This window comes from Streptococcus sp. 27098_8_103, from assembly GCF_041432345.1.
In the GTDB taxonomy this organism is placed as follows: domain Bacteria; phylum Bacillota; class Bacilli; order Lactobacillales; family Streptococcaceae; genus Streptococcus; species Streptococcus mitis_BV.
Map to the genome: position 1 here is coordinate 35,232 of NZ_JAPVZK010000009.1, position 12,427 is coordinate 47,658.

Here is a 12,427-nt window from a genome sequence, read left to right on the forward strand (position 1 = left end):
ATGGTACGTTTGAATGTAAAACCAACTCGTATGGAATTGAATAACTTAAAGGAACGTTTGAAAACAGCTGAACGTGGACATAAGTTATTAAAGGATAAAAGAGATGAATTGATGAGGCGATTTATTTCTTTGATTCGTGAGAATAATCAACTTCGGAAAGAAGTAGAAAGTTATCTAATTGATAATCTAAAATCCTTTGCAGTTGCTAAATCATTAAAGAGTTCTCAAATGGTGGAGGAATTATTTTCAATTCCATCGAAAGAAATTGAACTATTTGTTGAGAAAGAAAATATCATGAGTGTAACAGTTCCTAGAATGCATATGAATATTACTTCTCAAAATGAGAACAGTGAATACAGCTATTTATCTTCTAATAGTGAAATGGATGATGTATTTGCTACAATGAATAGTTTAATTGATAAATTACTAAGACTGGCAGAAGTTGAAAAAACGTGTCAGTTAATGGCTGATGAAATAGAAAAAACACGTAGACGTGTAAATGGTTTAGAATACTCGATTATTCCAAACTTGTCGGAAACTATTCATTATATAGAATTGAAACTAGAGGAGGCAGAAAGAGCCAATTTAGTTCGTATTATGAAAGTGAAGTAGATCCTTTAATTAGATTATTAATTAGATGAACAAAATATCAGCTTGGATAAGGCTTTTAGCCTTTCTAAGCTTTTTTTATTGACAGTATCAGGATATCTTTTTCAAAATTTTGGTTTGTTAGATAATGAAGATGTTTCTACTAATCTAGATTTAGGATTAATAAATCGTAAATGTAATTATAAAGAAAAAGATAAATTAAAAAAAGATGTATTAGCAAGAGTTGGTCTAACTCATATTCATCTGGAACAAAAGATATATGAATTGTCTGGCGGTGAAGCACAACGTGTTGCTTTAGCGAAAATCATTCTTAAAAATCCACCATTAATACTTGCGGATGAGTTGACTGCATCGCTCGACCCTACGACTTCACAAGGAATTATGAAATTATTATTAGATATGAAAAATGAAAATCGTCTAATCATCATTGCAACTCATAATCCCGATATTTGGAATCAAGCAGATGAAGTTATAAATTTAAATCAATTATAGTTACAGTCAATAGATATCTTCTATATTTTAAAGTTATTTTATCTGAATCCGTAAAAGCAGTTCAATCTTGTACTGCTTTTTTCTTTTACGACTTACGCTGTTTGGTTTCATGAGCAAGTCCCTCAAAGTGAATTAATAACAAATCATTAGAAGTCATAGTGATGAAATTTATGTAACGGAAGTAGAGCGAATTGCTGAACCATTAAATAAGTATCTCTCGAAGTAGAGGCGTATATTTTGACTTTTAGTTTGATAGAATGGTAGTTTGAAAATGTAAATGATAGCTACTGTTCATAAAACATAGAAGGTACGTACGGTGTTTTGAGAAGAGCTAGAAATTAGCACTTACCTTATTATTCCAACAACCTCAAAAATGTGATAAAAATTTCAACTACTCTTATCTATAATAAAGCTACCTGTTCTTTGAAAATTGAATCCACTCCGTCTTGATTAGCGTGCCTGTGTAAGTAGGGACTGAGAGTATTTCCCTGTGAAGGGCAACTGGCACAAGACGTGTGTGAGAATTTTCTAACAGACACGGAGTTTATCGTTACCAGACTTAAACGATGCGACAAACTAGATAAAGGAGTTAATCATGAAGGTAGTAAACTTGTATGATTTGAAACAAATGGGAAATAAAGGTGGTTGTACCATCCAATTGATTCATCACTTTCCTTTTGGTATGGGCTTAGGACATCTCAAAAAAGACTACATTGAATTTAAACGTGTTGGTATCTTTGATGGGAAAGCAGTAGAAGTTACTCTTCGAGAACCTTATTCGAGAGATCTACTGCAGGTTGTTAAGTCGATTAAGCAACGTCAGAAATTGATAGCTTATCGTTATAAAGAAGGAAAGCTGCTATTTGTTAAGAAGGAGGCATCAGATGTCCTCTGAACAACAGGAACGAATGGCAGTTCAATATGCAGAGCGTAGTCTTTTATTTACTGTAAAAAGTCTTTTAAAAATTCTAGAATGGTCTAGACGTCAGGCTTTAGCACAGGATTCCGCCTATAAGATAGGGGTACAGAAATTAGAAGAATTGCTACAATCTCCTTATTCGATTGATACGATTAATCTGAAAAAAGATTTTTTAGACAAACCAATTGATATAGAGAAATTTAAAGCTTTTTTAGAAAAAGAAGAGATTCCTTTAGCCATTGCTTGGCAAGGGGATTCTCTGCATTTCTACACGAAAGACCGTTCGATTCTAGACAATCATTTAGACCATCTGTTAGAAAAAATGGTTAATGATCCGGAGAAATTAGTTGATTTTACCATGGATAAGTCATTAGACGACGCAATTGATGAAGTTAAATCCCAAATTACCTTTAGACAAGAAGGGGCCGTCAAACAGAAAGAGATGGTGAGATGATGTACAGTGGAAAGAAATTCCTACTATTCTCACTGTTAGGTATCTTACTAGGCTATCTTTTTCATCGTTTGACGCTTTTGTATGATTCCTATACAGGAAATACCTTAGATAAATGGACTCATCTTCTGATGGAAGGTCAAGATGAAGTTCTTCAGTCACCATGGAACCTTTCTTTTACTGGAAAATCAAGTGCTTTTTTTCTATTAGGTTTTGTAATGATGTTACTGGTGTATCTCTATCTAGAGACCGGTAAAAAACAATACCGAGAAGGGGTAGAATACGGGAGCGCCCGTTTTGGAACTCTAAAAGAAAAGAAGCACTTTTACGGTAAGGAATTTTCTCATGATACGATTTTATCACAAGATGTTCGTTTGACATTATTAGATAAAAAACCACCCCAATATGATAGAAATAAGAATATTGCGGTGATCGGAGGTTCAGGAAGTGGGAAGACATTTCGCTTTGTGAAACCCAATCTGATTCAGATGAATAGTTCAAATATTGTCGTGGATCCTAAAGATCACTTGGCCGAGAAAACAGGCAAACTCTTTTTAGAACATGGCTACCAAGTAAAGGTGTTAGATTTAGTCAATATGAAGAACTCAGATGGCTTCAATCCTTTTCGCTATATAGAGACAGAAAATGATTTGAATCGCATGCTGACGGTTTATTTTAATAACACCAAAGGCTCTGGCTCCCGAAGTGATCCATTTTGGGATGAAGCTTCTATGACTTTGGTTCGAGCTTTAGCCTCCTACTTGGTCGATTTCTATAACCCACCTAAAACAAGAGAACAGCTCATAGAAGAAAGTCGTTTAAGTCAAAAGGAATATCAAAACTTGTTGAAACGTCAAAAAAAAGAAGTGGAAGAGCGAAAAAAACGAGGGCGTTATCCAAGTTTTGCTGAAATCTCAAAACTCATTAAACACTTATCCAAGGGTGAAAACCAAGAAAAAAGTGTCTTAGAAATTCTATTTGAAAATTATGCTAAAAAGTATGGGACTGAAAATTTTACCATGCGAAATTGGGCAGATTTTCAAAATTATAAGGATAAGACTCTGGATTCTGTTATAGCTGTAACCACTGCTAAATTTGCCCTTTTCAATATTCAAAGTGTCATGGATTTGACCAAAAGAGATACCCTTGATATGAAGACATGGGGGAAGGAAAAATCAATGGTTTACTTAGTTATCCCAGATAACGATAGTACCTTTCGCTTTCTTTCAGCCCTCTTTTTTTCAACCGTCTTTCAAACCCTAACAAGACAAGCAGATATTGATTTTAAGGGTCAATTGCCTCTTCATGTGAGAGTTTACTTAGATGAGTTCGCAAATATCGGAGAAATCCCAGATTTTGCTGAACAAACCTCAACAGTCCGTTCTCGAAATATGAGTCTCGTTCCTATTCTACAAAATATTGCCCAACTTCAAGGGCTCTATAAAGAAAAAGAAGCTTGGAAAACCATTCTTGGGAACTGTGATAGTTTAGTCTACTTAGGTGGTAATGATGAAGATACCTTTAAATTTATGAGTGGGCTACTCGGTAAACAAACCATTGATGTTCGAAATACTAGTCGTTCCTTTGGCCAGACAGGTTCAGGATCCCTTTCTCATCAAAAGATTGCTCGTGATTTAATGACACCCGACGAGGTCGGAAATATGAAACGGCATGAATGCCTTGTTCGAATTGCCAATATGCCTGTCTTTAAAAGCAAAAAATACAATTCTACTAAGCATCCAAACTGGAAGTACCTAGCCAATCAAGAAAGCGATGAACGGTGGTGGAACTATCAGATCAATCCTTTGAATCAAAGACAAGAAAATCATCTTGACGGCCTTAGAATTCGTGATTTAACTTTTGAATCTAGTTTAAAATAAAAATAGAAAAGAGGAAATAGATGATTACGCATTTTAAAGGTTTTGTTTATGGAGTAGACGCAAGTGCTATGTTTGCACAAGCTATGTCTTTGTTGCAGAAGGGATTGATTGCGGTTGGTGCCTTTCTCGTTGTTGTGGGGATTGTCAATCTTGCAACCAACATTAAAGATGGTGGACCAGGTGTTCGGAATGCCATTCTTGAAATTGTCGGTGGTGTTATGGTAGGGGCTGCTGGAGCCTTTGTAACTCAAATTTCAATTTAGGAGGATAAACAATGACATGAATCTTAGTTTAGTCTCACCCTTTGTTTACCTTGCATCTGAAAAAATATCAGCTGAAAATTTATTTGAAGGATTTAATGTAGATTTACAATCTACTGTAGATCTGATTAAATCACTATCTAGCTATAATCCAACTGTTTGGACTTATATGTCTAGTATTACTAAAAGTGTCATGCAACCTCTTGGAGTTGCGATTTTATCAGTTGTTCTCATCTTAGAATTTTCGAAGATGGCAAAGAAAATTGCTAACTCAGGAGGAGCGATGACCTTTGAAGCATTGGCGCCGATGTTGATTAGTTATATTATGGTTGCAGTTGTAATTACCAACACTACCGTGATTGTAGAAGCCATTATCGGGATTGCGAGTCATGCCATTGAACAAGTGGCCTCGATTGTGGCTCACGGTGGGGCAAAGTATGATACCATCTCTGGATTAAAAGGGTCAGGATTTATTGGCCGTATGATTGTGGGCTTTTTCGCCCTCCTTATCTGGCTAGTTCGGATAGTAAGTGCAGCCATGGTCAATCTTTTGGTATCTATTCGATTTATTCAACTCTACCTTATGATCCCATTTGCCCCTCTTACGATTCCAACATTTTTAAGTGATGAATGGAAGTCTATTGGTATTGGCTATTTAAAAAATATTATGGTCTATGCGGTACAAGGGGTTCTCATTTTTCTGATTGTTTCTCTTGTTCCTTTGTTTGAATCTGCTGGGAAAATAGCTGTTTCAAATGGTGCAGGAGTCCTGCAATCACTTGCGATTATGTTTGGTAGTTTAATACAAGCTATCTTACTGATTATTGCCCTCGTTGGTTCTCAACGTACGGCTCGCTCAATTTTAGGTATGTAATTAGATAAAGGCTAGGAAGTGATTGCTTCTTAGCCTTTTTAGAAAGGAAAGTCATGAATACACGTGTCTTTAAAGACATTTCAAAATACCAACACAGGGCTTGGTTAGGCTTCACTACAAGGCAAATCATCTTTGTTTTACCAGCCTTTATTGTCACAATTATTGTTTTGGGCTTGAATCTCTTTTTCTGGCAATTTGGAGATTGGTTTGTTTACGGTTTTGTGTTTGCTTTTACCATCCCCCTCATGCTTTTTGGAGTCTATAAACCCAATGATTTATATTTTGAACATTATTTGAAATACCGTCTTCATTTTGAATTAACGGTTCCCCTACGCACAATTACAGGAAAGAAAGGACCTGAACATGAAAAGAAAATCAAATACATTAAAGAAACAAAAAACTTCAATGACTAATCAGAAAGAAGTAGTTAAAGGAAAAAAAGAGGAAGTGTTACCATCAACGGCTAATACTCTTTCCTATCAAGCCCTGTATCAAAATGGTCTGATGCAGGTAAAAGAAGATTATTTCTCACAAAGTTATTTACTTGGTGATGTCAATTACCAGACCGTTGGTTTAGAAGATAAGGGCGCAATCATTGAGAAGTATTCTGATTTGATTAACTCCCTAGATGACCAAACCAACTTCCAATTGACTATCTTTAATAAAAGATTGAATTTAGAAAAATTCAGACAAAGTGTTTTGTATGAGGAAAAAGAAGATGGGTATGATAGCTATCGTCAAGAATTGAATCGGATGATGAATCAAAATTTAGACAGTGGGGAAAATAACTTTTCAGCTGTGAAACTGATTAGCTTTGGAAGAAAGGATACTAATCCCAAACAAGCCTATCGTTCCTTGTCTCAAATTGGAGAATATTTCAAGAGTGGTTTCTCAGAAATTGATGCTCGATTTGAATCCTTAGCTGGAGAAGAACGGGTGAACTTGTTGGCAGATATGCTTAGAGGAGAACACCATCTTCCTTTTTCTTACCGTGATTTAACGAGATCTGGTCAGACAACTCGTCACTTCATAGCGCCTAATCTCTTAGATTTCAAAAACAAGAATTACCTACAAATCAATGACCGCTTATTACAGATTGTCTATGTGAGAGACTATGGCATGGAATTAGGTGATCAGTTTATCCGAGACCTAATGCAAGGAGATTTGGAATTGATAGTGAGCCTTCATGCTCAAAGTTCTACCAAGGCAGATGCCATGAAGAAACTACGAACAAAGAAGACCTTAATGGAATCCCAAAAGATTGGGGAACAACAAAAACTAGCTCGTACAGGTATCTATTTGGAAAAAGTAGGTCATGTATTAGAAAGCAATATCGATGAAGCTGAAGAACTCTTAAAAACCATGACAGAGACAGGAGATAAACTATTTCAAACAGTCTTTTTGATTGGTGTTTTTGGTCAGGATGAAGAAGAACTTAAACAAGCTCTAGACACGATTCAACAAGTGGCCGGCTCAAATGACCTAATGATTGATAAACTTCCATATATGCAAGAAGCAGCCTTTAATAGTTTGCTGCCATTTGGTTGTGATTTTTTAGAGGGAGTATCACGGAGTTTATTAACGTCCAATGTAGCAGTGAACTCTCCATGGACTTCAGTAGACTTACAAGACCGTAGTGGAAAATATTACGGTATCAATCAAATCTCAAGTAATATTATTACCATTGATCGAAGCCTATTAAATACACCATCTGGTCTGATTTTAGGAACATCTGGAGCTGGAAAAGGGATGGCAACCAAGCATGAAATTATCACGACCAAAATCAAGGAATCTGGTGAAAATACAGAAATTATCATCGTGGATCCAGAAGCAGAATATAGTGTCATTGGCCGGGCTTTTGGGGGAGAAATGATTGATATTGCGCCTGATTCCCAAACCTATCTCAATGTCCTTGACTTGTCTGAAGAAAATATGGATGAAGATCCTGTAAAGGTAAAATCAGAATTTCTTTTATCCTTTATCGGCAAGTTATTGGATAGAAAAATGGATGGAAGAGAAAAATCGATTATCGACCGAGTTACCAGACTCACCTATCAGTCATTTAAAGAGCCTTCTTTGGAAGAATGGGTCTTTGTCTTGAGTCAACAACCAGAAGAAGAAGCGCAGAACTTGGCACTTGATATGGAACTGTATGTCGAAGGTTCTCTTGATATTTTTTCTCATAAGACCAATATTCAGACAGGATCTAATTTCTTAATCTATAATGTTAAAAAGTTAGGAGATGAGCTGAAACAAATCGCTCTTATGGTTGTTTTTGATCAGATATGGAATCGTGTTGTTCGGAACCAAAAATTAGGGAAGAAGACCTGGATCTACTTTGATGAAATGCAGCTTCTCTTACTAGATAAATATGCCAGTGATTTCTTCTTTAAATTGTGGAGTCGTGTCAGAAAATATGGAGCCAGTCCGACTGGAATAACTCAAAATGTCGAAACCTTATTGTTAGATCCAAACGGTAGGCGGATTATTGCAAATAGTGAATTTATGATTCTCCTCAAGCAAGCAAAAAATGACCGAGAAGAACTGGTTCAACTCTTAGGTTTGTCAAAAGAACTTGAAAAATACCTAGTCAATCCAGAAAAAGGAGCAGGACTGATAAAAGCAGGTTCAGTTGTTGTTCCCTTCAAAAATAAGATTCCTCAAGGTACTCAATTGTTTGATATTATGAGTACGGATCCTGATAAAATGGCTTCTAATTAAGGGGAAGGTAAATGAAGGACAAAAGAGAAATCATACGTGCCCGAAAGGCATTTAGAAGAAGCCTAAAAGATGAGAAAAAATTCTTGAAAAAAGGAAAGAAGGAGGTGAGGAAACAGAAAAAAGATTCCGCTGTACTGGATAATAAAGCATGGAAAAAAGAGATAAAAGAAAAGCTAGAGGAGATGAGAGAAGCTTCAAAGGAGAGAGTAAAACAAGCAAATGAAGACTACAATCATATTCTTCAAAATAGTCCTCCATCTCTTTTGAATCGTAAAGAATTAAGAGACAGACGATTGCCTCATGCTAGGAAACGATTGAAAATAGCCAAGAAGCAATTTAGAGAAGCCAAGGTAGAAGCAAAAGAAGAAAGAAAAGAGAGTCGTAAAGAAAGAAAAACCAATCAAAAATTTCTCTACGGTCAGGAATCGAAACATAAATCTAATTTTTTCTTTCAAGGGAAGAGTTTAGAAGAATTAAAAGCTAAGAAAGAAGTCAAGGCCGCCAAAGAGAATCTAAAATCTACTAAACAAGCCTATAAGTCCAAAAAAGTCAGTAGGAAAGCCAAAACTTTTCTTTATGTCCTTGGACGTGAAGGTGGAGAGTTAGCTTCAGAAAATGAAGATTTAGAAGGCTATCGCACACTTCAAGAGACCATTAGAAAAGGGAAACGCTACAGTCGGCTTTCTTATAATCTTGGAAAAGCTAGTGTCAAAACAGGACAAGCAACAGGTCGTTTTACCAAGAAAAGACTGACCAACACAAAAGAGCGATACCATCATTTTAAGGCTGGAAAAGGATGGAAACTAGCGAAAGATAACCCAAGTTCCTTTAAAAATCGGTATCGAAAATTAAAGAAACAAGGTCTTACAAGTGTCCGAAATATCTATCAAAAACTAAAAGCAGCCTTTTCCTTCTTTACATTTGCGGCTGGAAATCCTGCAACCTGGATAGTTGGAGGATTAGTCTTTCTTCTTTTACTTATGATGAGCTTCTTTTTAGGATTTTCATCTGCTAGTTTGATTCAACAAGATGAATTTGAATTAACAAAAGCTTATACCCACCTAACTTGGGAAGACGCAGAACATACTCGTACAAATGACAAAGGCATTACCTATTACACAAAAGTTGATGATGTGATGGGGTATATGAACTTTAAATTCCATGACTATGAGTTACACAAACCAGTTCACTTATTTAGTTCAGAAACTTACAAGGATTATCTGTCTACTTTGTGGCATGATTTAAACGATGGGGAAGATTTGAAATCCATGCAAGACCTTTATGAAACTCCTAAGTATAAACTCTCGAAAGACGATCAAGAGGAAATAAAGGAACTAAAAGAAGAGGGTGTCTATGCTTCCATGCAGGAATTGGACAATCCATTTGAGGGGAAAGGCAACGAAGATAGTCTAACCATGACTTATCGTTATGGATACTATGATTTAGACGGAAAACCTACCCTTCAGGAGTACATTCTACTAGAAGCGAAGGCTCACCAAACGATTGTCGCACCAATGGATGGAGTTGTATCTCTAGATGGCGACAATATAATTCTCACTAACGGAAAAGGAGAGAATGAGAGTCGATTGACCTTGTATTCCATTCATAATGGCCGTGCGATTGAGGGGACAAGAGTTCTAACGGGTGATATTATTGGTGAAACACCAGATGATACAGGTTTGAAAGTTTCCTATCAAAAGTATAAGAACAAGAAAGAAAAATTGGTGTATGTCAATCCGCAATTTTATTTTCCAAAAGTCATTCAACTTCAGACAACTATCTTACCTGCCATTGGTCAGTTTGGTGGAGATGAGTTTGAACGAGCAAAACATATTTATGATTTTTTGAAATCTCAAGGGGCAAGTCCCCAAGCCATTGCGGCTATTTTAGGAAATTGGTCGGTAGAATCTTCTATCAATCCAAAACGAGCTGAGGGAGATTATTTATCTCCTCCAGTTGGCGCTACCGATTCCTCATGGGATGATGAAAACTGGTTAGCGATTGGAGGTCCAGCCATTTATAGTGGTGCTTATCCTAATATACTTCATAGAGGTTTGGGGCTAGGTCAATGGACGGATACTGCAGATGGTTCAACACGTCATACAGCTTTGTTAAATTATGCAAGCACCCAAAATAAGAAATGGTATGATTTAGACCTCCAACTTGATTTTATGCTTCACGGGGATAGTCCTTACTATCAAAGTTGGTTAAAGGATTTCTTTGGAAATACGGGCAGTGCAGCTAATCTGGCCCAACTCTTCCTTACCTATTGGGAGGGAAATTCTGGTGACAAACTACTGGAAAGACAAACCAGAGCAACGGAATGGTATTACCAAATTGAAAAAGGCTTCAGCCAAACAAATGGAGGACAGGCAAAAAGTGACCCGCAATCCCTTGAAGGGGTTCGTGGAGACTTGTATGATCATTCTGTTCCTGGTGGTGGAGATGGTATGGCCTATGCCTATGGACAATGTACATGGGGTGTTGCGGCTCGTATGAACCAGTTAGGATTAAAGCTAAAAGGTAGAAATGGAGAAAAGATTTCAATCATTAATACCATGGGAAATGGTCAGGACTGGGTTGCGACAGCTTCAAGTCTTGGTGGGGAAACTGGCTCTACACCAAGAGCAGGTGCCATTGTTTCTTTTGTGGGAGGTACACATGGCACACCAGCAGACTATGGTCATGTGGCTTTTATCGAGAAAGTCTATGATGATGGTTCTTTTCTAGTTTCTGAAACCAACTATGGTGGCAACCCTAACTATACCTTTAGAAAAATCTCTCAAGCAGATAGTGCCATCAGTTTTGCTTATACTACGAAATAGAAGAGTTTACACTTGAAATTTTAACCATTTTCAGGTAGAATAAATAGTGTAGATGAGTAGTCGGCTCATGGTCAATCTGATAGTAATCTTGGACATAAGGGCCAAGCGGTGGCGGACACCAGAACGAAATCCGATAGCAATCTTGGACGTAAGGGCCAAGCGGTGGCAGACACCAGAATAAACCGACTGACTAGGTGGCTTACAGACTCTGTAAACCACCTTTTTTGTGAGGAAAATATGGCAAATTCTAGAGATTATCGTAATCCAAATTACACCGAAAAAATAAAACTTCAGCGTTTTTTTACTCAGTTACAAATCGCGGCTTCTTTTTTTAAAGAACACTTCGTTGGCAAAATCATGTATTATGAAACAGAAATAGAAAGTGTTGAACTTCATTTTTCACCTACTAATTTCATGCACCTATGTGGTGTTGATTACCGAAAAGGTGCAGGCAGTTTCTTTGACGATTGTTTAAATAGGCATGTCATAATTGATGAGTTGAAAATAAAAAAAGATGGAACCACAATGCAAAAGTTACAGGTTTTAGGATCCATTGAGGAGTTATTGGGAAAGCATGTTCATTTAACTGGTTCAGGACGTTATTTGTATTTGGAGTTTGATTATGCTCTACGTACAAGAAAACAGATACTAGCATTAACATTGAAAGAGACATCAAGGAAAATTGTTCCTCAATCTTTATTAGATTTGAAGAGAAAGACAGTATTTCCAAAAGGTCAAAAAGTAATTTCAATTTACTCAAAACATTTACAAACGTCGGAACTTTTTTATTATTTAAAAGATTAGTTTACATATCTTTTGTGGCATAAAATATATTTTTATCATTTCCAGGAGAACGCAGTTTTGGCTCGTTCTCTTTTTTTGTTGTGATACTTCTTTCAAGTAATATTTGGTAGAATTGGAGTGAAAAAAGATTAACTAGGAAAGAAGGATGTATATGGAAACCATTTATCAACGTGATTCGGATCAGGATGGACTGACTGATGCTCAAGAATTGGCGCTAGGAACCAATCCTCTTAGCGCAGATTCTGATGGTGATGGTCGTTCAGATTTAGTGGAAGTAGAAGAAGGAACCAATCCCTTAGAAAAGGATTTACAAGACATAGACCAAACAAGTATAACTGAACCGTCTTCAGTATTTATGGAAATGAAACAAAAGATTTCAGATATGATGGAGAGTCACTACAAGGAATTTATACAGGCTCTGATTAGTATTGAAACAGGGATTGAAAACCAACAAGACCTAGAAGACTTATATACTTACTACATGAGAACAGATTCTGTTTCTCTTTTGTCTAGTGATTTAGAAACCAGTTCTCAAGAGGTTGAAATGGAGATAGAGTTGTAGGGGAATCATGTGATTCTCCTATTTTCGTAT

The 12,427-nt window shown here is 36.6% G+C and carries 12 protein-coding genes and 1 pseudogene; 12 read left to right on the plus strand and 1 reads right to left on the minus strand.

The features are described from left to right. The 10 genes and pseudogenes from O3599_RS04225 to O3599_RS04270 all read left to right on the plus strand — a co-directional run bounded on the left by O3599_RS04225 (position 1) and on the right by O3599_RS04270 (position 11,031). Complete coding sequence (locus tag O3599_RS04225) at positions 1-612, plus strand: V-type ATP synthase subunit D (protein WP_101776872.1); 612 nt, start codon at positions 1-3, stop codon at positions 610-612. Positions 613-702: 90 nt separating this feature from the next. After that, positions 703-1,101: pseudogene (locus O3599_RS04230) on the plus strand (ATP-binding cassette domain-containing protein); the annotation flags it as partial. 595 nt (positions 1,102-1,696) lie between these two features. Next, positions 1,697-1,996, plus strand: a complete 300-nt coding sequence (locus O3599_RS04235) for a hypothetical protein (RefSeq protein ID WP_000869753.1) — start codon at positions 1,697-1,699, stop codon at positions 1,994-1,996. After that, complete coding sequence (locus O3599_RS04240; RefSeq protein ID WP_371512095.1) at positions 1,986-2,474, plus strand: hypothetical protein; 489 nt, start codon at positions 1,986-1,988, stop codon at positions 2,472-2,474. Before O3599_RS04235 ends, O3599_RS04240 begins: the two co-directional genes overlap by 11 nt. Then, positions 2,474-4,351, plus strand: a complete 1,878-nt coding sequence (locus O3599_RS04245; protein ID WP_371512124.1) for a VirD4-like conjugal transfer protein, CD1115 family — start codon at positions 2,474-2,476, stop codon at positions 4,349-4,351. The genes O3599_RS04240 and O3599_RS04245 overlap by 1 nt, the downstream gene beginning before the upstream one ends. Positions 4,352-4,371: 20 nt before the next feature. Beyond that, positions 4,372-4,614 (plus strand): hypothetical protein, encoded by a 243-nt coding sequence (locus tag O3599_RS04250; protein ID WP_000627865.1) that lies wholly within the window; start codon positions 4,372-4,374, stop codon positions 4,612-4,614. 16 nt (positions 4,615-4,630) lie between these two features. After that, positions 4,631-5,485 carry a conjugal transfer protein TrbL gene (locus O3599_RS04255; RefSeq protein WP_001054256.1) on the plus strand — a complete coding sequence of 285 codons (855 nt, stop codon included), beginning with the start codon at positions 4,631-4,633 and terminating at the stop codon, positions 5,483-5,485. Between the two features lie 53 nt (positions 5,486-5,538). Continuing rightward, positions 5,539-5,898 (plus strand): PrgI family protein, encoded by a 360-nt coding sequence (locus O3599_RS04260; protein WP_001097589.1) that lies wholly within the window; start codon positions 5,539-5,541, stop codon positions 5,896-5,898. After that, positions 5,849-8,206, plus strand: coding sequence for a VirB4-like conjugal transfer ATPase, CD1110 family (locus tag O3599_RS04265; protein WP_192855355.1), 2,358 nt, complete (start codon positions 5,849-5,851; stop codon positions 8,204-8,206). Before O3599_RS04260 ends, O3599_RS04265 begins: the two co-directional genes overlap by 50 nt. 11 nt (positions 8,207-8,217) lie before the next feature. Beyond that, on the plus strand, positions 8,218-11,031 hold the full coding sequence (locus O3599_RS04270; RefSeq protein ID WP_371512098.1) for a phage tail tip lysozyme: 2,814 nt from the start codon (positions 8,218-8,220) through the stop codon (positions 11,029-11,031). 30 nt (positions 11,032-11,061) lie between these two features. On the opposite strand, the gene O3599_RS04275 is transcribed toward O3599_RS04270, so the two are convergent. Next, complete coding sequence (locus tag O3599_RS04275; RefSeq protein WP_001860875.1) at positions 11,062-11,250, minus strand: hypothetical protein; 189 nt, start codon at positions 11,248-11,250, stop codon at positions 11,062-11,064. Positions 11,251-11,268: 18 nt separating this feature from the next. Here O3599_RS04275 and O3599_RS04280 point away from each other — a divergent pair, with 18 nt between their 5' ends. Together O3599_RS04280 and O3599_RS04285 are read left to right on the plus strand one after the other, a co-directional pair. Next, complete coding sequence (locus O3599_RS04280) at positions 11,269-11,835, plus strand: PBECR4 domain-containing protein (RefSeq protein ID WP_000013900.1); 567 nt, start codon at positions 11,269-11,271, stop codon at positions 11,833-11,835. A gap of 151 nt (positions 11,836-11,986) precedes the next feature. Beyond that, positions 11,987-12,397 (plus strand): cell envelope biogenesis protein OmpA, encoded by a 411-nt coding sequence (locus O3599_RS04285; protein WP_371512099.1) that lies wholly within the window; start codon positions 11,987-11,989, stop codon positions 12,395-12,397. Positions 12,398-12,427 lie beyond the last annotated feature (30 nt).